Source organism: Arthrobacter crystallopoietes BAB-32, from assembly GCF_000328305.2.
Classification (GTDB): Bacteria; Actinomycetota; Actinomycetes; order Actinomycetales; family Micrococcaceae; genus Crystallibacter; species Crystallibacter crystallopoietes_A.
Window position 1 is genome coordinate 1 of sequence record NZ_ANPE02000124.1, and the last position, 20,519, is coordinate 20,519.

18 protein-coding genes are annotated in these 20,519 nt (G+C 67.4%); 10 read left to right on the forward strand and 8 right to left on the reverse strand.

The window, feature by feature from the left end:
* From D477_RS10230 to D477_RS10240, 3 genes are all read left to right on the forward strand, one after another.
* On the forward strand, positions 1-643 hold a 643-nt coding region (locus tag D477_RS10230; protein ID WP_005268960.1), incomplete at its 5' end, for a phosphate acyltransferase.
* A gap of 66 nt (positions 644-709) precedes the next feature.
* Positions 710-2,251: an APC family permease gene (locus D477_RS10235; protein WP_005268961.1), complete on the forward strand. Its 1,542-nt coding sequence runs from the start codon at positions 710-712 to the stop codon at positions 2,249-2,251.
* A 69-nt stretch (positions 2,252-2,320) separates the two neighbouring features.
* Positions 2,321-3,397 carry a YeiH family protein gene (locus D477_RS10240; RefSeq protein WP_005268962.1) on the forward strand — a complete coding sequence of 359 codons (1,077 nt, stop codon included), beginning with the start codon at positions 2,321-2,323 and terminating at the stop codon, positions 3,395-3,397.
* 150 nt (positions 3,398-3,547) lie between these two features.
* On the opposite strand, the gene D477_RS10245 is transcribed toward D477_RS10240, so the two are convergent.
* The 3 genes from D477_RS10245 to D477_RS10255 are packed head-to-tail and all read right to left on the reverse strand — an operon-like array spanning position 3,548 to position 7,078.
* Positions 3,548-5,263 (reverse strand): cobaltochelatase CobT-related protein, encoded by a 1,716-nt coding sequence (locus D477_RS10245; RefSeq protein ID WP_005268963.1) that lies wholly within the window; start codon positions 5,261-5,263, stop codon positions 3,548-3,550.
* 4 nt (positions 5,264-5,267) lie between these two features.
* Positions 5,268-6,242 carry an AAA family ATPase gene (locus D477_RS10250; RefSeq protein WP_043846498.1) on the reverse strand — a complete coding sequence of 325 codons (975 nt, stop codon included), beginning with the start codon at positions 6,240-6,242 and terminating at the stop codon, positions 5,268-5,270.
* A complete protein-coding gene (locus D477_RS10255; protein ID WP_005268965.1) occupies positions 6,239-7,078 on the reverse strand; it encodes an IclR family transcriptional regulator in 840 nt (279 codons plus the stop codon). Before D477_RS10255 ends, D477_RS10250 begins: the two co-directional genes overlap by 4 nt.
* A 226-nt stretch (positions 7,079-7,304) precedes the next feature.
* Here D477_RS10255 and D477_RS23260 point away from each other — a divergent pair, with 226 nt between their 5' ends.
* The 3 genes from D477_RS23260 to D477_RS10265 all read left to right on the forward strand — a co-directional run bounded on the left by D477_RS23260 (position 7,305) and on the right by D477_RS10265 (position 10,595).
* A complete protein-coding gene (locus D477_RS23260) occupies positions 7,305-8,462 on the forward strand; it encodes a thiamine pyrophosphate-binding protein (protein ID WP_237740756.1) in 1,158 nt (385 codons plus the stop codon).
* A gap of 86 nt (positions 8,463-8,548) precedes the next feature.
* Entirely contained in the window at positions 8,549-9,109 is a 561-nt protein-coding gene (locus D477_RS23265) for a thiamine pyrophosphate-dependent enzyme (protein ID WP_237740757.1), read from the forward strand.
* A gap of 85 nt (positions 9,110-9,194) precedes the next feature.
* Positions 9,195-10,595, forward strand: coding sequence for an NAD(P)/FAD-dependent oxidoreductase (locus D477_RS10265; RefSeq protein ID WP_005268966.1), 1,401 nt, complete (start codon positions 9,195-9,197; stop codon positions 10,593-10,595).
* Positions 10,596-10,804: 209 nt separating this feature from the next.
* Here D477_RS10265 and D477_RS10270 read toward each other — a convergent pair whose 3' ends face one another.
* Positions 10,805-12,895: a GmrSD restriction endonuclease domain-containing protein gene (locus D477_RS10270; RefSeq protein ID WP_081608537.1), complete on the reverse strand. Its 2,091-nt coding sequence runs from the start codon at positions 12,893-12,895 to the stop codon at positions 10,805-10,807.
* A 130-nt stretch (positions 12,896-13,025) separates the two neighbouring features.
* Positions 13,026-13,208 carry a hypothetical protein gene (locus D477_RS10275; protein ID WP_424580008.1) on the reverse strand — a complete coding sequence of 61 codons (183 nt, stop codon included), beginning with the start codon at positions 13,206-13,208 and terminating at the stop codon, positions 13,026-13,028.
* 177 nt (positions 13,209-13,385) lie between these two features.
* Here D477_RS10275 and D477_RS10280 point away from each other — a divergent pair, with 177 nt between their 5' ends.
* Complete coding sequence (locus D477_RS10280; RefSeq protein ID WP_005268969.1) at positions 13,386-14,507, forward strand: PLP-dependent cysteine synthase family protein; 1,122 nt, start codon at positions 13,386-13,388, stop codon at positions 14,505-14,507.
* A gap of 27 nt (positions 14,508-14,534) precedes the next feature.
* Here the strand turns inward: D477_RS10280 and D477_RS10285 are convergent, their stop codons facing one another.
* Positions 14,535-14,933, reverse strand: coding sequence for a DUF7793 family protein (locus D477_RS10285; protein WP_005268970.1), 399 nt, complete (start codon positions 14,931-14,933; stop codon positions 14,535-14,537).
* A 169-nt stretch (positions 14,934-15,102) separates the two neighbouring features.
* On the opposite strand from D477_RS10285, the gene D477_RS10290 reads away from it, so the two are divergent.
* Together D477_RS10290 and D477_RS10295 are read left to right on the forward strand one after the other, a co-directional pair.
* Positions 15,103-16,749 carry an amidohydrolase gene (locus tag D477_RS10290; RefSeq protein WP_005268971.1) on the forward strand — a complete coding sequence of 549 codons (1,647 nt, stop codon included), beginning with the start codon at positions 15,103-15,105 and terminating at the stop codon, positions 16,747-16,749.
* 72 nt (positions 16,750-16,821) lie between these two features.
* On the forward strand, positions 16,822-17,994 hold the full coding sequence (locus D477_RS10295; RefSeq protein ID WP_043846501.1) for an MFS transporter: 1,173 nt from the start codon (positions 16,822-16,824) through the stop codon (positions 17,992-17,994).
* Positions 17,995-18,071: 77 nt separating this feature from the next.
* Here D477_RS10295 and D477_RS10300 read toward each other — a convergent pair whose 3' ends face one another.
* Positions 18,072-18,386: a hypothetical protein gene (locus D477_RS10300; RefSeq protein WP_005268973.1), complete on the reverse strand. Its 315-nt coding sequence runs from the start codon at positions 18,384-18,386 to the stop codon at positions 18,072-18,074.
* The gene (locus tag D477_RS10305; RefSeq protein WP_150110071.1) at positions 18,343-18,705 is read right to left on the reverse strand and encodes a hypothetical protein; all 363 of its coding nucleotides are present in this window, start codon (positions 18,703-18,705) and stop codon (positions 18,343-18,345) included. Before D477_RS10305 ends, D477_RS10300 begins: the two co-directional genes overlap by 44 nt.
* Positions 18,706-18,875: 170 nt before the next feature.
* Here D477_RS10305 and mdlC point away from each other — a divergent pair, with 170 nt between their 5' ends.
* Positions 18,876-20,486 (forward strand): benzoylformate decarboxylase, encoded by a 1,611-nt coding sequence (gene mdlC, locus D477_RS10310; protein WP_005268975.1) that lies wholly within the window; start codon positions 18,876-18,878, stop codon positions 20,484-20,486.
* Positions 20,487-20,519: the final 33 nt, after the last annotated feature.

A 20,519-nucleotide genomic window follows, 5' to 3' on the forward strand; every position in this document is an offset into this window, starting at 1 on the left:
CGGCGCCAACCGGCCCACCGCCGACGTGCTTCGCGCGGCGCTGCGGGTGGCCGGCACGGACCCCGATGCGCACTGCGTCAGCAGCAGTTTCCTCATGAGCCTGCCGGACGGACGGCGCTTCGGCTACGGAGACTGTGCAGTCCTGCCCGAACCGGACCCGGAGCAGCTGGCCGAAATCGCCATCTCCACGAGCCGTACCTTCGAAGCGCTGACCGGCGAAGAGCCGAAGGTGGCCATGCTCTCCTTCAGCACCAAAGGCAGCGCCGACCATGCCAGCGTCCAACTGGTCCGCCAGGCGACCGAGCGGGTCCGGGAGCGCGCGCCGGGGCTCAGCGTGGACGGCGAACTGCAGTTCGACGCCGCCCTGCTGAAGTCCGTCGGCGACCACAAGGCCCCGGACTCCGACGTCGCCGGCTGCGCCAATGTCTTCATCTTCCCGAACCTGGCCGCAGGAAACATCGGCTACAAAATCACCCAGCGCCTGGCCGGGGCGGAAGCCTACGGCCCGATCCTGCAGGGCCTCGCCCTGCCCGTCAACGACCTGTCCCGCGGCTGCTCCGCCTCGGACATCGTCAACGTAGCACTCATCAGCATCATGCAATCCCAATCCACTGCCACCCGGCCCGGTCCGTCCGGACTGTAGCCGGCCAGGGCGGCCAACGACGGCGCGCCCGCAGAGAACGAGGTTCACATGAAAGCAAGATCCGACATGGCTGAAACCACCACAGTGCCGGCCTCCGGCACGCCGGGGCCGGACCAGCCGGAACGCCTGGCCAAGACCCTCAAACCGAGCTGGGTCTGGGCCATCGCGCTCGGCTCGGCCGTCGGCTGGGGAGCGTTCATCCTCCCCACCGACTGGATCGCCGCGGCGGGCCCGGCCGGCGCCATCACCGGCTTCCTGATCGGCGGCGGCCTGATGGTCCTGATCGCGGTCAGCTACGGCTTCCTGATCCGCAGCTTCCCGGTCTCGGGCGGCGAGATGGCCTTCGCGCTGGTGGGCTTCGGCCGCACGCACGCCTTCTTCTGCGGCTGGTTCCTGACCCTGGGCTACACCAGCATCGTCGCGCTGAACGCGTCGGCCCTGGCGCTGCTGTTCCGCAAACTCCTGCCCGGCGTCGTCCAGCAGGGCTACCTCTACTCGATCGCCGGCTGGGACGTCTACCTCGTCGAGGTCATCATCTCCATTACCGCGTTGGCCGTCTTCGCGTACCTAAACATCCACGGCACGGCCATTTCCGGCCGCGTGCAGTTCATCGCCTGCGTGATCATGCTGGTGGCGGTCGGCTGCATCCTCGCCGGCGTCCTCCTGCACCCGGACAGCTCGCTCAGCTTCGCCGCCCCGCCGTTCCCGGACGGCGTCTCCCCGCTCGCGGCCATCGTCGCCATCGTAGCCATTGCCCCGTGGGCCTACATCGGTTTCGACAACGTGCCCCAGGCTGCCGAGGAATTCGACTTCCCGCCGAGCAAGGCCATGCGCCTGATCGTCCTGGCCCTGCTGGCCGCTGCGCTGCTGTACGCGGCGATGATCGGCGCCGTCGCCGTCGCCGAACCCTGGCAGGCACTGGTCTCCGGCGAATCCGCCTGGGGCACGGCCGACGCAATCACCGGCCTGCTGGGCGGAGTCGGCATGCTGCTGCTCACCATCGGCATCACCATGGGCGTGAGCACCGGGCTCAACGGCTTCTACGTCTCGGCCAGCCGCATCCTGCTGGGCATGGGCCGCGCGCAGATGGTGCCGCAGGTCTTCGCCCGGCTGCATCCCAAGCACAAGACCCCGTACGTGGGCATCCTCTTCGTCGGCGCCTTCTGCCTGGTCACCCCGTGGTTCGGCCGGGCGGCGCTGGAATGGGTGGTGAACATGTCCGCCGTCGGCGTCACCGTGGCCTACCTCTACACCTGCCTGTGCGCCTTCAAACTGTTCCGCACCACCGGCTCGGCGCCGCGGCCCGGCGACCTGGAGGGCACCCGGTCCACAACCAAGAAGGTGCTGAGCCTGGTCGGCGCGCTGATTTCGGTCACCTTCATGGCACTGCTGCTGGTGCCCGGGTCCCCGGCGGTGCTCGGGCCGCAGTCGATGATCGCCCTGGTGATCTGGGTGGTCATCGGGGTGGTGTTCTTCCTGATGCGCCGCAAGCACAACAAGACCCTGACGGACGAACAGGTCGACCTCCTCGTCCTGGGCGCGCCGCGGCCGCAGTCCTTCGGCGCACGGGCCACGCCGGCCAAGTCCGCGGGCACCATCGGCGCCTGATCTGCAATCATGAGCCGGTGTGCCTGGAACCTTCCGGGCACACCGGCACCTTTGACGGAAGGAACTTCCATGGTGAACCAGTCACCTACCCGTACGGCGGGTACGACGACGGCGGGAGCCAAGCCATCGCGCGGAGCGTCGCGTGCGTGGCTGGCATCGCACTGGGCCGGCCTGGCGGCCTGCGCGGTCGCCATACCGGCGGCGTTCGCGGTGCATCTGCTCGTGCCGGCCGTGCCGGTGATGACGATGGCCGTGGTGTTCGGCATCCTCGCCGCCAACCTGCCGGGGGTGCGCGACTGGGTGGCCGGGCCGTGGAAGGCCGGACTGGGGTTCGCCGGGAGGAAGCTCATGCGCGCCGGCATCGTGCTGCTGGGCCTGAAGCTGAGCATCGTGGACGTGCTGGCGCTCGGCTGGGGCACCTTTGGCGTCGTCGTTGCCGTGGTGCTGCTGGCCTTCGGCGGCACCTACCTGATCGGCAAGGCGTTCCGGCTGCCGGGGGACCAGCCCCTGCTCATCGCCACCGGCTTCTCGATTTGCGGCGCCTCGGCCATCGGCGCCATGAGCGCCGTGCGCAACTCGAAGCAGCAGGACACTGTCATTCCCGTGGCGCTGGTGACCCTCTGCGGGACCCTCGCCATCGCCGTCCTGCCGCTGCTGATGGGTCCGCTCGGGCTCAGCCCGCACGCCTTCGGCCAGTGGGTCGGCGCGTCGGTGCACGACGTCGGCCAGGTGGTGGCCACCGCGCAAACGGGAGGCGCAGCGGCACTGGCGGTCGCCGTCGTTATTAAGCTCATGCGCGTGCTCACGCTCGCGCCGATGGTGGCCATGGCCGGCGTCGTGACGCGCAGGCGGCAGGGCCAGGCAGACGGCGGAGCGATGAAGCTGCCGCCGATCGTCCCCGCCTTCATCCTCGGGTTCGTCGCGCTGGTCGCTGTCCGGTCGCTGCTGCCGGTGCCGGCGGAAGTGCTGGCGGCTGCCACCGTGGTGCAGGACATCCTGCTGGCCGCGGCCCTGTTCGGGCTCGGCGCGGCCGTGCGGATCCGCGAACTGTTCAGCTCCCGCGGCAGCGCGGTCCTGATGGCCATGTGCTCCTGGGCGCTGATTGCCGGGCTCGCGTACGGCGGGATCCTGCTGCTGCAGGGGTAGGCAGACGGAAGGCCGGCCCGGATCGATGGTGATCCGGGCCGGCCTTTGGCATGTTCGGGGTGCGGTTGCCGGGCAGTTTGTGGGGCTCGGAGTTCAGAGCTGTTTGCCGGCCTCCGATTGCCGGGCCATCCGAGGGGTCCAGTTTGCCGGCTATGAGTGCAGCGGCGGCAGGGTGCGTTCCAGCAGTGTGAGGACTTCGCGGAGGCCTTCTGCTTCGCCGAGCCGGGCGGTATCGAGGATCAGCGAGCGGCGGTAGTACCGCGAGAGGTCCAGTCCGAGGCCGAGGCCGTACACGCTGACGAGGCCTTGCGCATCCAGCCCGGCGGTAACGGCGGCCAGGTGCCGGTCCAGGTACTGCTCGTCGTTGGCCAGCGCGGTGGCGCCGTCGGCGGGGCTGCCGTCCGAGACGACGAACAGGATGCGCCGCTGCTCGGGCCGTTCCGCGAGCCGCCGGGCGGCCCACTGGACTGCCTCGCCGTCGACCCCTTCGCGGAAGAGCGTGGTCTTGAGCAGCGCGGCGATCGACGGCCGGGCCCGGCGCCAGCTCGTGTCGGCGTCCTTGAAAACCAGGTGGCAGGTTTCGTTCAGCCGGCCCGGATGTTCCGGCTTGCCGGCGCGCTGCCACTCGCGCAGCGCGCGGCCGCCGTTCCAGGCGCCGGTGGTGAAACCGAGGACTTCGCTGCTGATCCCGGCCTGGTCGAAGGCGCGCAGGAACAGGTCCAGGAACACGGCCAGGTCTTCCGCGTGGTGCTTCATGGAGCCGGAGCAGTCCAGCAGGAAGCTGACGGCGGTGGCCGGCTGCCGTCCGGTGTGCACGGTCTTGAACAGGCGGCGCTCGCCGGGGGAGGAGACCAGCTGGCTGAGCCGGCCGCCGTCGATCACGCCTTCCTCCTGGCCGAAGTCCCAGCCGGCGGATTCGGGCACGCTGAGCAACGGCTCCAGCCGGCGCGCCAGCCGGGCGACGTTGACTCCGGACTCGCGCACCCGGTCGTCGATCCAGCGGCGGAAGTCCAGCAGTTGCTCGCGCCGCACCAGCGAACCGGCCTGCAGCACGCGGTCGTAGGCTGTCGTGAAGGCCCGGTAGCCCCCGGCCCCGGACCCCGGCGCGAGGTCCGCCGACCCGGAAACGGAAGCACCGCCGTCGTCCCCCAAATCCACCAGCAGGCTGAACTCCGCCCGCAGCTTCCGGTCGCGGGACGCATCCGCGGCCCCCGCCTGTTCATCGGCAGCGTCCACGGCATCCTGCAGCGCGGACGCGATCGACAGTGCGGGGACGGCGTAGGCCTCCTGGTGGAACCGCCGGCGCCGCAGCAGTGCCAGGTCGGGTCCCAGCAGCCCGGTCAGCCGTCCGCGGGTCTCCTCGATCAGGTCCTCGGTCTCGGCGACGACCGGCTGGGCGGTCACCCGGGAGCGGCAAACCTGCAGCGCGGTGTAGAGCAGCAGGCCCACGGACGTCTCGGTGAGCCCGCTGCGGTGGAACGCCAGCGACCATTCCTCGTGCCGGGCCCGCAGGTTGCGGACCATGCCCGGGCCCGCCGCGGCCAGCGCTTCCACGCGGAGTTGTTCCAGGGTTTCGAAGACCAGCCGTGCAGTGGCCGGCTCCGGCAGCAGCCGCCGGTGCAGGTCGGGATCCGAATGCCGCAGCCGCAGCGCCATGCCGTCCGTCGCGCCGCGGAACGAAGGGAAGCGCGCGGCCGGTTCCGGGTAGAGGTGCGGCGCCTCGAGCGGCACCAGCCGGCCGCCGCGGTAGAGGTTCCGGCCGCGGAGTTCGACGGCGGGATCCCCACTGAGCGCGCGGACGGCCGCGGAACCGAGCTGTTCAATGCGCTGCCGGCGCCGCTGCGCCGCCGTATCGGTGGCGGACATGCCGCTACACCAGCGCGGCGTCGAGCTCGAACGTGGCTTCCAGTTCCCGGTCGAAACAGCGCTGGAAGTACTCGGAGACGATCCCGCGCTCGGACTCGTCGCACTTGTTCAGGAACGTGAGTCGGAACGCCAGCGCCGGATCGTGGAACACCGCGACGTTCTCCGCCCAGCTGATCACCGTGCGCGGGGACATCAGCGTGGACAGGTCACCGGCGCGGAACCCCTCCCGGGTCAGATTTGCGACGGCGACCATCGCCTCCACCAGTCCACTTCCGTGTGCGTCAATCAGGTCCGGGACGCGGGAGCGCACGATCGACGCCTCCTCGGCCGGGTCCAGGTAATCCAGCACGGCCACGATGTTCCAGCGGTCCATCTGGGCATGGTTGAGCCGCTGCACGCCGTGGTAGAGCCCGTTGGTGTTGCCCAGCCCCACGGTGTTGGACGTCGCGAACATGCGGAACGCCGGGTGCGGCCGCAGCACTCGGTTCTGGTCCGTCAGGGTGAAGCTGCCGTCGCGCTCCAGCAGGCGCTGGATCACGAACATCACGTCGGGCCGGCCGGCGTCGTACTCGTCGAAAATCAGTGCCATCGGCCGCTGCATCGCCCACGGCACCACGCCCTCCTGGAACCGGGTGACCTGCCGGCCGTCCTCGATCGCCACCGTGTCCTTGCCGACCAGGTCCAGCCGGGTGATGTTGCCGTCCAGGTTCACCCGCAGGCACGGCCAGTTCAGCCGCGCGGCGACCTGCTCGATGTGCGTGGACTTTCCCGTGCCGTGCAAACCCTGCAGCAGCACCCGGCGGTTGTGCGTGAAGCCGGCCAGCAGCGCCAGCGTGACCTCGCGGTTGAAGCGGTAGGCCGGATCGATGTCCGGCACGAAGTCCGTCGCCTCCGCGAACATCGGCGCCCGCAGCGGGCTGTCGATGCCGAAGACATCGCGGACGGAGACCAGTTCCTGGGGTGCCAACGCCTCCATCATGCCCCCTTGGCCGCAACGGACAGCGGAGCCGGCTCGGACAGCTGCTGGTCCTCGATCCGGCCGAGCGCCTCGGCCGCCTCGCGCAGCCGGGGCAGCAGCCCGACCAGGTCCTCCGACGTCATGCGGATGATCGGGGCCTGCACCGCCACGCACATGTTGGACCGGGGCGAGGCGTTGGGCACGAGCACCGCGATGCACACCAGCCCGTTGAGGAACTCCTCGCGGTCCAAGGCGTAGCCGTCCTGCCGGATCTGCCGCAGCTGCTCCTCCAGCAGCCGCGGGTCCGTCACGGTGTGGCTGGTGAACTGCTCCAGCGGGCTCAGCGCCAGCACGCGCTCGCGCTGCATCGGCCCGAACTGGGAGAGGATCATCTTCCCGCTGGCCGAGGCATGCGCCGGCACCCGCGAGCCCGGTCCCAGGTGGATCCGGAGCGGCTCGGGGGTTTCCACTCGGTCCAGGTAGACCACCTCGTTGCCGGAGAGCGCGGTCAGGTTGCAGCTCTCGCCGATGTCCTGCACCAGCCTGCGCAGCACGGCATGCCGCGTCCCGTGCCGGGTGTCGTTGAGCAGCACGTCCTCGGCCATCCGCCGCATCCGCGCGCCCGTGCCGTAGTGCTTGCCGTCGCTGTGGCGTATCAGCAGGTCCGCGCTCTCCAGCTGCTGCAGCATCCGGTGCAGCGTCGGCTTCGGCAGCCCCGTCTGGTCCACCAGCGACTGCAGGGTGAAGAGCTGGTCCCGCGTGGTGATGAATTCCAGCAGGGCGAAGAGCCGCAGCGCCGGCGTCTCGCCCTGGACGCTGCCGACCGGGCCCAGTTCAGGTTCTGTCAGACCTTCCATGATTCCTCCGCCTGTCTCCGTCAAGTTCCAAAAAAGAGTACCACCCGCAATAAAAATTGGAATATGCGTTGACGAATGTGGGCTGCGCCACCTAAGTTGAGTCTCAATCCCGTTTTCGGGGACGATCCGTTTCATTTTCTGGAACAAGCAAGCGCCGGCAGATGTCGGCAGGCACCGACAAGCGCCAGCAAGCGCCGACAAGCCACGACTCGAAGGAGAGACAGCTATGACCGAACAGACCCCGAACCGGGAGGTCGTCCAGGGCCCGCAGAAGATGACCCCGTCCGAGGCCTTCGTGGAAACCATGGTCGCCAACGACGTCACCGACATTTTCGGCATCATGGGCTCGGCCTTCATGGACGCCATGGACATCTTCGCCCCGGCCGGCATCCGCCTGATCCCGGTGGTCCACGAGCAGGGCGCCGCCCACATGGCCGACGGCTATGCCCGCGCCAGCGGCCGCCACGGCGTGGTCATCGGCCAGAACGGCCCCGGCATCAGCAACTGCGTCACCGGCATCGCCGCCGCATACTGGGCGCACAGCCCGGTGGTCATCGTGACTCCGGAGGCCGGCACCAACAGCATCGGCCTCGGCGGCTTCCAGGAAGCCCACCAGCTGCCCATGTTCCAGGAGTTCACCAAGTACCAGGGCCACGTGGTCAACCCCGCCCGGATGGCCGAGTTCACCGCCCGCTGCTTCGACCGCGCCATGTCGGAGAACGGCCCCACCCAGCTGAACATCCCGCGCGACTACTTCTACGGCGAGATCACCGCCGAAATCCCGCAGCCGCGCCGGGTGGACCGCGGCGCCGGCGGCACGAAGAGCCTGGATGAGGCCGCCGAGCTGCTGGCCACCGCCAAGAACCCGGTCATCGTCTCCGGCGGCGGCGTCGTCATGGCGGACGGCGTGGAGGAGTGCAAGGCCCTCGCCGAACGCCTCGGCGCCCCGGTGGTCAACAGCTACCAGCACAACGACTCCTTCCCGGCCAGCCACCCGCTCTGGTGCGGCCCCCTGGGCTACCAGGGATCGAAGGCGGGCATGAAGCTGATCTCCGAGGCCGACGTCGTAATTGCCCTGGCACCCGGCTGGGACCCTTCGGCACGCTGCCCCAGTACGGCCAGGCCTACTGGCCCACCGAGGCGAAGATCATCCAGGTGGACGCGGACCACACCATGCTCGGCCTGGTCAAGAAGATCGACGTCGGCATCTGCGGCGACGCGAAGGCCGCCGCCACCGAACTGGTCCAGCGGCTCGAGGGCCGCACCCTGGCCTGCGACGCCACCAAGGCGGAGCGCGCCGCGCGGATCAAGGCGGAGAAGGACGCCTGGGAGCAGGAGCTCTCCGAGTGGACGCACGAGAAGGACGAGTACAGCCTGGACGTGATCGACGAGGCCGCGCAGGAGGAAGGCAACTGGCTGCACCCGCGCCAGGTCCTGCGCGAGCTGGAGAAGGCCATGCCCGAGGACGTCATGATCTCCACCGACATCGGCAACATCAACTCGGTCGCGCACAGCTACCTGCGCTTCGAGAAGCCGCGCAGCTTCTTCGCCCCGATGAGCTTCGGCAACTGCGGCTACGCCCTGCCCACCATCATCGGCGCCAAGGCCGCCCGGCCGGACCGTCCCGCGGTGGCCTACGCCGGCGACGGCGCCTGGGCGATGAGCATGGGCGAGGTCCTCACCGCCGTCCGGCACGACATTCCGGTCACCGCGGTGGTCTTCCGCAACCGGCAGTGGGGCGCGGAGAAGAAGAACCAGGTGGAGTTCTACAACCGGCGCTTCGTGGCCGGGGAGCTGGACAACGCCGAGAGCTTCGCCGAAATGGCCCGCTCCATGGGCGCCGAAGGCATCGTCGTGGACCAGCTGGAGAACGTCGGGGCGGCGCTGAAGGACGCGCTGAACGCGCAAATGAACGACGGCGTCACCACGGTCATCGAGGTCATGTGCACCCGTGAACTGGGGGACCCCTTCCGCCGTGACGCGCTGAAGAAGCCGGTCCGGCTGCTCGAGAAGTACAAGGACTACGTCTAAAACAACGACGGCGGCAGGCCGGTTCCGCGCGTGCGGCACCGGCCTGCCGTCCCCCGCAAGCACAACGAAACGAACGGAGACGAAGATGGGAACTGCCAAGGCAACGGAGCACGTGGTGGTTGTCGGTGCCGGCATGGTGGGGCTGTCCACCGCCTGGCACCTGCTGGACCGCGGCGTGAAAGTGACCGTGGTGGACAAGAAGGGCGTGGCCGCCGGCTCCTCGTGGGGCAACGCCGGCTGGCTGACCCCCGCGCTGACGCTGCCGCTGAGCGAGCCCGCTGTCCTGGCCTACGGGCTCAAGGCTATGCTGGATCCCTCGTCGCCGCTCTATATTCCGCTGTCCGCCGACCCGCAGCTCTGGCGCTTCCTCGTCGGCTTCGCCCGGCACTGCACCCCCGGCAAGTGGCGCGAGGCGATGGAGGTCTTCACCGAGGTCAACCGGCTGGGCCTGGACGCCTTCGATGAGCTGGCCGAAGCCGGCGGCACGTCTGGGAACTCCGGGCGCCGCAACTCCTCGGCAGTCATCGGCGGCTCCGGCGGTGACGGCGGCACGGCGACACTGACGGCGGACGACGCCGCTGCTACGGTGACCGCCGACCATGCCGCGACACTCACTGCCGACGGCGCGGTCTCGGAGCCCACCAAGGTCGCCGATCCGTTCCTCGCCGGCTTCGCCTCCTTCAAGGACCGCGACGCCCTGGTCCACGAGTTCGACGGCGTGGTCCGGGCCGGGGGAGTGGTGGACTACGATCTGGTCGACGGCGACGACCTGCGTGCGCTCGAGCCCACACTTGGCGCCGGGGTGAAAGCTGGAGTGCAGATCCGCGGCCAGCGCTTCATCAACCCGCCGCGCTTCATGGAGTCCCTCGCCGACGCCGTGCGGGCCCGCGGCGGCGAGATCGTCGACGGCTTCGACGTCGTTGATATCCGCGATGATGGCACCCGGGTACGGGTCATTGGCGCCGACGGCCGCATGCATGCTGCCGACGACGTTGTCATCGCCAGCGGCGCCTGGCTCGGCAAGCTGGCGCGCAACTTCGGCATCAAGCGGGTGGTCCAGGCCGGCCGCGGCTACAGCTTCACGGTCGTCCCCGAAGTCATGCCCACGCATCCGATCTACTTCCCGGCGCAGCGCGTCGCTTGCACCCCGCTCGGCGACCGCTTCCGGGTGGCCGGCATGATGGAATTCCGCTCCGCCGACGCACCCCTGGACCCCCGCCGGATCCAGGCCATCATCGGCGCCGCCCGCCCGATGTTCACCGGCATCGACTGGACCGACCGGAAGGAAGAATGGGTCGGTTCCCGCCCCTGCACCACGGACGGTCTGCCGCTCATCGGCGCCACCCGGTCGCGCCGTGTTCACGTTGCCGGCGGCCATGGCATGTGGGGCATCGCTCTCGGCCCGCTGACCGGCAAGATGCTCGCCGCCTCCATCACCGGCGACACCACCCCCGCCATCATGCGCCGCTTCAACCCGCTGCGCTAAGCAGCCCATTGTCCAGCGGCGGCTCGGCCCACCCGCGCCGCCGCCGGCCAGCGCGTATACACCAACTACTTCGCCGCGGCCCTGCTGATGCCCGAGCACGCCACAGTGGATTTCCTGCAGAAAAGGCCGCGAAACGAGGTGACCGCTGTGAAGAACGTCATGAACTCTGTTGCAGGTCACGGTGCCATTCGAATTCGCTTTGGCGTGAGTCAGGCCTCAGATCCAGCAACATCATTTAGACGGTACTGATTGCGAAGACTGTCGAGTCGCCGCTCGCCATCGCAAGTGTCTACAATCCAAAACATCCACCCATCCTCAGCTTGGGTCCCAGCCACGGCCATGGCTGCGGCCGAAGGCGTTGGATAGGGAACATCATTCACGACAATACTCCCGGACTCGTCGATCTCTCCGACAGAGTCGAACTCTGAGCGCGCGGGGGTCATGACTGTGCCGGCATCTAGAAGTCCCGCATGAACCAGGTCCGCGATGCTCACACGAATCTGCCCATCGGGTTGCTCGGTAACCTGTTCGTTCTTGATTGCGGAACTTATGGGAGGGTAACTAGCGCCGTATCCCTCCTGGGAAAGACGTTCGAACGCTTGTCTCACGACAGCAGCCATGAGCGTGCGGCGCTGGGCAAGGAATTCGGGGAATTCAAGATCAGTCCAGCCATCCGGTAGGGCATGCAACTCGAGCTGCTTCTTCAGCCGGTCCACGGTTAGGTAGGATTTGGAATCTACTTGAGTTGGCCAGTAGAAGCTTGGAGCCGAATCTGAAATCACGATGTTGTCGTTCCACTCGACGAGCGCCATGTTAGCGATCTGGTTGATTTGTCGGCTGTCCTTAACTCCCAGGACGTCGCGCAAGTAGGCCCGGGGGAACAGGTGATGCCTCTCGATTCCCTTCGTGCTCGTGATAGCCGGGTCGAGCCTGTCTCGCACCTTGCCTGTGGAAAGCAGCGCGTCTGCGTTCAAGATGTTAAGCGCAGCAAAGTAGGCGAATAGTGCAGGGCTGCGAGAGGCGGCAGTGGCAAGCTCGTTCGGCAGCGTAATCGCCCAGAAGTCGCCCGTCAGGGTGTCATCAATAATGCGGTTGAGGGCCGAGACGAAGCCGACTTCGGTGGCGAGCTCATCAATGCGGCCAAAGTCTCGTTCCGCTTGGGTCTCGAATGAAGTCGAATAACGGGATGTCAGGTGTGCCATGAAGAACCATCGAGCGATAACCTCGCGGAGCTGGTCTATGGCAACTCCATGCTTCACGCGCCCCCGTAGCCAAATAGCGTAACTGAAGAGCACAACATTCTGGCTGGAGATCATCTTCGATCCGCGGTATCCAGCGCGTTCCAGTGCTCGCAAGTATTCGTGCCAATGAGTCAGATTGAGTACTTCGGATTGAGCGGTCTGAAGCGCATTGAATTGCTGGTCCCGGTGCTCGATGCTTGTCTGCCCGGTCTCCAGGTCTTTGCCTCGCAGTATTGAGTAGGCATGGCGGAGGACGGCACGGTCAAAGGCAAGGGCGACAGTTACACGCAGAAGTTGATCTGGAGAGGGAGCGATGTACCAGTTAAATGGCGCTGCGCCGGCGAGCGACGGTACCTTGGCCCCTCGGGAGAAAGCTTCAAGCTGTTTGCGTCCCTCATCCCAGAACACACTCATCAGGGTGAGAATGAAGTCGGCTTGATTTAGCTTGACTCCTTCGGAGTTGATACGCACGAAGACGTCCGCTACCTGCTCCTCGTCAACAGCGGAATCGAGTTCGACCACATTGAAGGGAAAGTTCTGCAGATCACGTACGCGATCCAGTGCATCCTCCCAGGCATTTCGCATCGACGCTTCCAAGGGGCCACGCGCAGCCTCATAATCTGCAAAGAACCGAGAGACAGTTCCACGGAAGTCGACCCACAGCTTGGTCACGTCCTTTAGAAACTCCGGGTTCTTCTCGGTTGTTGCGTCGGACACCGAGAAGTGAGCGTCACGAGGGCGGAACGCTAGCTTGACCTTGGATTCTGAATAGTCCTCTCGCACCACCTTTTCGCCAGAAATCACTGAGTAGAGCGATGTCATTCGCTGCTGGCCATCGACGATCAGCCATCGAGCGACCCGCGCGTCCTTGCCTTCAATGCCGATCTGTCGCGCACCCACTTCCGCCCCAGTCTCCCAGAACAGCAGATATCCAACGGGAAATCCCCGATACATTGAGTCGAAGAGGTCACGTACTTTCGAGTTCGACCAAACGAAGGGGCGCTGCAATTCAGGCAGGGCGATATCTCCGCGTTGGATGTTGTCAACGAGGTGCCGCAGCGTGAACGATGTGGATCAGAAGACGGTCTTAGACATATGTGAATCCCTCTGTACGGCTCAGACATTTCGAGCCTACCGCGCTGATGCAACCTTTCGATATGCAGTTGGACTCCCACGGAATTTTTTGGACTCAGCGTGCAGAGGAACTATTGATGGTCGGGAAGTCCATTTGCACCAAGTGCCAGTCGGTGGGGACTCCGTCGCGCGCGGCCACCGAGTACTGGCACATCGGCGCGAGCACCGTGCGGTTGCGCAGCTGCAGTCCGGTGCCGTCGGGGGTGGTCAGGGTCGCGGGTTCAAAGAGCTTACTCACGTAAAGCTGCAACCGGAGCCGCGCCGCAGCTATTCCGGTGCGGTAGCCCACCACTGGTACGGCCGGAACCCAAAGGTGCGCGCCGCCGTCGTTCTTGGGTTGGGTTCAGCGTGCAAGGGGCATCCGGCAGCTTTGGCAGCTAGAATCCGGTCGGTGAAGCCCAGCGGAAGGAAACGTATGACCACTCCAGCCACACCGCCGGTCCAGGCCGAGGAGGACGTCGACCGGTACGATCCCGGTTACCGGCAGTGGCTTGCCGGGGCCCTGGCGAAGGTGCGGGCGGATGCGAACCGCTCCTCGGACACGCACCTGCTCGCGGTGCCGCTGCCGTCCGAGTGGGGTGTGGACCTCTACCTGAAGGACGAGTCCACGCACCCGACCGGCTCGCTGAAGCACCGGCTGGCGCGATCGCTGTTCCTGCATGCGCTGTGCAATGGCTGGATCAGGCCGGGCAAACCGGTGGTCGAGGCCTCGAGCGGCTCCACCGCGATCTCGGAGGCGTATTTCTCCCGCCTCATCGGCGTGCCGTTCATCGCCGTGATGGCCGAGTCCACGAGTCTGGAGAAGGTGCGGCTGATCGAGTTCTACGGCGGACGCTGCCATTTCGTGCAGAACCCGGATGAGGTCTACGACGCCGCGGCGGCCCTCGCGCGGGAAAGCGGCGGCCACTACATGGACCAGTTCACGTATGCCGAGCGGGCCACCGACTGGAGGGGCAACAACAATATCGCCGAGTCGATCTTCGAACAGCTGTCGCAGGAGCGGCACCCGGAGCCGGACTGGATTGTCGCGACCGCGGGCACGGGCGGCACCTCCGCCACGCTCGCCCGCTACGTCCGCTACACCGGGAGGGCCACCGGGATCTGTGTGGCCGACCCGGAGAACTCGGCCTTCTTCCCCGGCTGGCGCGAGCGGGACGCCGGCGTGACCACCGGTGTCGGTTCGCGGATCGAGGGCATCGGCCGGCAGCGGGTGGAAGCCAGCTTCATCGGTTCCAGCATTGACCGGATGATGCGCGTGCCCGACGCCGCGGCGATCGCCTCGATCCGCCTGCTGACCGAACTGCTGGGCCGCCGCACCGGCGCGTCGACCGGGACGGGCCTGTGGGCCGCGCTGCGGATCATCTCCGAAATGGTCCAGGCCGGCAGACAGGGCAGCGTGGTGTCCCTGATCTGCGACGGCGGTGAGCGGTACCTAGACAAGTACTACTCGGACGAGTGGCTCGCCGCGAACGGCATCGACATCGCGCCGTACTACCGCAGGCTGGAAGCCTTCCTGCGGACCGGCGTACTGGCCTGAGCAGACACCTGTCGCCGTCGTTGTTCCTTACGGGGTGTCGCCGGGGACGGCGTTTTGGTCCTGCAGGAGCCACTTCAGCGCCGCCGGGCGAGAGGTGAAGAACCGGGTGGGGCAGGGCGGGGTGTGGACCCCGAGGAAGAAGTTGGCGATAACGCGGTCGACGGCGGAATTGCCCAGGAGCGCGATCCGGTTGGCCGAGCACGGGATGGAAAACACGGCTCGGGCGCCGCGGCTGACGGACTCGGTCGTGGCCATGTCGACGAGCATGGGGTGCTCGCTGTCGCCGCAGAGATCGTTGACCGCCTGCATGGCTTCCTTAGCATCTTCGGTTTCCAGCCGCAGCCCGGCCATCCAGCGAAGGTTCAGGATTCCGTCGGCGCGGAGCTCCAAGGTGCCCTTGCCGCCTTCGATCGTGATCGGTTCCATGCCCCAACGATAAACCAACCCCCGGGCGGACCAGCCCCGCCTTTCTGCTGTCCGGCGTAATTTCTCCTGCCGTAGAAATCAACTGGTGTGCGCGGAAAGCCAAGAGTGGCCGTCGACGGGCATCCTACTGTGAACTCAGTCACTGAGAACGCGAAAAGGCGGAGGGGAAATGGCGGGACAGACGGCGGATTTACTGTTGACCAACGGCGTGATCGACATTCTGGATGAGGCGGGAACCAGGACGTCTGCGCTCGCGGTGCGGGACGGGAAGGTGCTGGCGTTTGGCACTGAGGCGGAGGCCTTGCGCGGGCCGGGCACCGCCGTCGTTGATATGGCCGGGGCGTATGTGATGCCCGGCCTGCTGGACGTGCACAACCACCACATGATTGCCGGGCAGATGGACCTGTTCGAACTGCACGCTCCGCCGACCCTCGATCTGGACGGCTTGCTGGCCGCTGTCGAGGAATACGCCGGCGGCCTCGGAGTGGACGAATGGCTTGTCGGCGGCAGCTGGGGCTCGGGTCTGATGAACCTGATCAACACCGCTGAGGCGCTGGCCCGATTCGACGCGGCCACGGGTGGCCGGCCCGCGCTGCTTAAAGACGACTCGAAGCACAACCGCTGGGCGAATTCCCGGGCGCTGGAGCTGGCCGGAATCGACGACGCCACTCCGGATCCGGAAGGCGGGCAGATCCTGCGCGGTCCGGACGGCAAAGCCACCGGGGTGCTGCTCGAAGCCGGCGGCGTCCTGGTCGAGAAGACGCTGGCCCGGCTGCAGCCGACCAGCACTGAGGACCTGGCCCGCGCAGCCGCCCGCGGCATTGAGATCCTGCATTCCTACGGCGTCACCGGCTTCCAGGACGCGGCCGCCTCCCTGCAGCTCATGCAGGCGCTCAAGGAACTGGACGAGCGCGGCCGACTGCAAGCCTGGGTGGTCACCTCGATGCAGGCCAACGACTTTATTTTCGGCACTGAGCCGCTGGGGGAGGGCATCATCGCCCACCGCGACGAGACCCGTTCGGAACACCACCGGCCGGACTTCATCAAGATCTTCCTCGACGGTGTCCCGCCGGCAGGCACCGCGGCGTTCCTTGAGCCGTACCTGAAGGACGTCGGCTTCCCGGAATGCCACTGCGGCGGCACCACGATGGACCCCGCAGAGCTCGAGGACTGGCTGCTGCGGACCGCCGAGCGAGGCATCTCCGCGAAGATCCACTGCACGGGCGACGCCTCGGTCCGCCTGGTGCTCGACACGGTGCAGAAGGTCCGCGCGGCCGGGCACACCGGGACGAAGTACCACATCGCGCACGGGCAGTTCGTGCACCCGGACGACATCGCCCGCTTTGCCGAGCTGGACGTGTCCGCGGACATTTCGCCGTCGTTGTGGTTCCCCGGGGTCATCTCCGAGGCGATCGCCGCCGTGCTGCCGGCCGACCGCGCTTCGAAGATGCAGCCGAACCGCGCCCTGCTGGATGCCGGTGCCCGCGTGGCCGGCGGCTCGGACTGGCCGGTGAGCGTCTCGCCGAACGCGTGGGAAGGCATCTACGGCCTGGTCACGCGCCAAGATCCGACGGGCCAGTTCCCGGGGACCTTGTGGCCGGAGCAGGCCATCACCCTTGAGGAAGCCATCCGCGTCTACACCACGGCCCCCGCGGAAGCCATGGGCGTCGATGATGTGGCCGGCTCGCTCGCCCCGGGCAAATCCGCCGACTTCATCGTGCTCTCCGACAACCCGCACGAGATCGACATCGACAAAGTCCGGCACATCACCGCGCAGCAGACCTGGTTCGCTGGCCGGCAGGTCTACCAGGCCTGACCGCAGTCCCTTCATCCCTGCAGAGCCTCCGGCATCCAAGGGCCGGAGGCTGACCTTCCGAAAGGCTTTCCCATGAGCACTACCTTGGCATCGCCCGCCGTCGGCACCTCCTCCGACCGCGGTACCTACACCTACATCGCCGTCTTCAGCGCCGTCCTCTACACCGTGCTGCTCATTGCGCCGGTGATCGCCGGCAAGCTGGCCGCGCAGTTCGGGCTCAGCCCGGTGGAGCTCGGCATGCTCTTCTCGCTGGAGCTTGGCGCGTTCAGCCTGGCCACCGTGCCCGCCTATCTGTGGCTGACCCGCATGAACCTGCGCACCGCCACTTACCTGTTCACCGCCGTCGTTATTGCTGGAAACCTCGCCTCCGGCTTCATTGATAGCTTCGCGCTGCTGGTCGCGGCCCGCGTGATCACCTCGCTGGCCGCCGGGTCGATCACGGTCATTATCCTGTCGCTGAGCGGTCGCACGTCCAATCCGAGCCGGGCCTTCGGCATTTTCGTGGTCTTCCAGCTGGCGATGGGCGCGCTCATCCTGGCCGTGTTCCCGGCGCTGTATGCCGGCACGGGCGTCGCCGCGATCTACTGGACTTTGGCGGGCCTGGCCGCGCTGTGCCTGCTGGTGGTGCGCTGCATCGACGGTGACGCATTGCGCAAGAACGACGGCGGCGGGCTGGCTTCCGCTGCGCAGGTTCCGGAACGGCTTCCGGTGGGCAAGTTCGTCCTCGGCATGGCCGCGGTGCTGCTCTTCTACATTGCGCTCAGCGGCGTGTGGGCCTTCATGGCGCAGCTCTCCGCCGGCGCTGGCATCGATCTGTCCGCGTCAAGCCTGGTGCTCTCGGTCGCCACCGTTGCCGGCATTGTCTCCGCCCTGGTGGCCACCGTCCTGGGCGATACGCCGAAGCGCCGGCTCTTCCTGCTGGGCGGGTACATTGCGATGGCCCTTAGCGTTGCGCTGCTCTTCGGCGCCCCCGGCCTGGTCCGCTTCGCGATCGCCGCCGTGATCTTCAAGTTCGCCTGGACGTTCATCCTGCCCTACCTGCTCTCGAGCCTTTCCAGCCTGGGCAGCAGCAAGCACCTGATGAATACCACCAACCTGATGATCGGCACCGGCTTCGCCATCGGCCCCATCGTCTCAGGCAGCCTTATCCAATCAAGCGGCTCCTTCGGCGGCATGCTGACGCTCGCCGTCGTCGGCGTCCTCGCCTCGCTCCTCTGCATCATGGGCGCCCAGCGCAAGGCCTGATCTTCCCTTGCGCAGTGTGGCGGCGGCACCAGCCAGGGGCCGCCGCCACACTGCATCACTGCTGTGGCCGGGACGCCCTAATCCTCGCTGGGATGGGTCACATGCCAGCCGCCGTCCGGGTGTTGCCGCAGCTCTAGATTCTGCAGGGGAGTGATTGAGGTGGCCTGGACCTGCAGCTGCCAGAGCTCGACTTCCAGTGCGGCGCCGTCCACGTCATCCTGCGCGTCCACGCCGGGTCCATCCGATCGCCGGACTTCGTGAACCGGCTCCGCCACGACAGGCCACAACCGCCCGCGCCACCTGATGGCCAGCGGCAAACCGTGCGGCGTGAAGCGGACTTCCACCGCTTCACCCAGCGTCTGCTGCTGCCCCTGGTCCAGTATCGCCGTCACCGTTCTTCACGATCCTCTCGCCCAAAGCCGTCTTCCGCACTTCATCGGTCCGGCGCCGCACCGCCGATGCCCAGACCCAGGTCACCCGCCGCATTCCGCCGTCGGTCCAGGAAACCTGCACTGCCCGTGAGGTCCAGCCAAACGCCTCGCCAGCGACCAGCTCGGATGAGGCCGGGAACCGGATCCAGGCCCACACCGGCACGCCGGGCACGACCCGTGTGACGGGGTCATGCTCGAAGTCCAGCTCGTCCGGTGTCAGCGACACCGGCTCAGCACGGCGGACATAACGGGCCGCCATCCGCGCTGCGTCCCGATCCACAAGTAAAGATTAGAACAGAGTTTCGAAAAAGGCGAAGTGTCCAAGGCCCGGCAGAGGTGAGGCGCACGAGCATCGGCAGGCTCGTCGCGGCCCGCTTGGAATCGCCGGTGCTTGCCGCCTACGCTCGACTCGAGGTTCTGGTTCACGGCACAACCGAGGAAGGCAGCCGAGTGGCGACGACAAAGAAGACGGTTCTGGAGACGACCCTGGAGATGTTCCGCGCGCAGGGGGTGACCACGATTTTCGGCAACCCCGGCTCCAACGAGCTTCCCTTCCTCGCGGGCCTCGACGAGCACTTCGATTTCGTGCTGGGCCTGCACGAGCAGGCCGTCGTCGGCATGGCCGAAGGCTACGCGCGCGCCACGGGCAGGCCCGCTCTGGTCAACCTCCACGCGGCCTCGGGGTCGGGCAACGCCATGGGTGCCCTCACCAACGCCTACTACGGCCATATCCCGATGGTCATCCTGGCCGGCCAGCAGGTGCGCCGGACGGTCGGCCAGGAGACCATGCTCGCCAGCCGGGACGCCTCGGTCCTGCCGGCGCCTCTGGTGAAGTACTCGCACGAGCCGCTGGCGGCGGCCGATGTGCCGCGGACCCTGGCGCAGGCGGTGCTTGAAGCGACGACGCAGCCGCGCGGCCCGGTCTACGTCTCGGTCCCGCTCGATGACTGGGCCGAGGAAGCCCTGCCCGACGACGCCCTCCTGACGGAGCGCTCGGTCGTCACCGCCGGCGGCCTCACGGAGCGCATCACGCAGGAGCTCATCGCCACCATCGACGGCGCGAAAAACCTGGCCCTCGTCGTCGGACCCCAGGTGGACGCCGCCGCCGTCGAAGACCCCGCCGTCTTCGAGGCCGTGGCGGGCCTGGCGGAGAAGGCCGATGCCTCCGTCTACATCGCCCCCTCGCCTTCGCGCGGCCCTTTCCCGACCACGCACCCCAATTTCGCGGGCGTGATGGTCCCGGGCATCAAGTCGGTCCGGGACCGGCTGGCCGGCCATGATGTCGTCCTCGTCCTCGGCGCCGCAGTGTTCCGCTACCACCGCTGGGAGCCGGACAACTACCTCGACGCCGGAACCCGGGTTGTGCAGATTACCCAGGACCCCCGCGAGGCGACCCGCGCACCGTTCGGCCGGTCCGTCGTCGCCGACGTGGCCGGGGCAGTGAGGGCCCTGTCGGAGGGCGTGCAGGACCGGGGCAAGCGCCGCGGCGAGCCCGGCTCCCGGGTCATGCCGCCGGCGAAGACCTCCGCCGGGGGCATGACCGGCACCGAGATCCTCGAGGTGCTCAACGAGCACGTCAACGACACGGTCGCCTACGTCAACGAGACCACCACCCTCGACTTGGACTACCTCGAGCGCATCGCCATCGACCGGCCCGGCATGTACAACTTCCCGGCCTCGGGCGGGCTCGGATTCGGGCTGCCGGCGGCGGTCGGCATGTCCATCGGCGACCCGGACAAGACCATCGTGGCGACCGTGGGCGACGGCTCCGCCAACTACGGCATCACCGCGCTCTACACCGCGGCCCAGCGGCAGACCCGGACCGTGTTCGTCATCGTCAACAACTCCGGCTACGGCGCCCTTGCCGGCTTCGCCCAGCGGATGGGCATTCCGGACATCCCGGGCCTGAAGCTCGGCGGCATCGACTTCGTCTCCATCGCCGAGGGCTACGGCGTGCCTGCCCAGCGGACGAGCACCCGCGAAGAGTTTGAGGCGGCGTACCAGAAGGCCCTGCAGGCGGCCGGTCCGGTGCTCATCGACGCGCAGGTGGCGGCCGGCTGAGCGTGCAACGGGCGGGGGCTTCGCGTACGACGA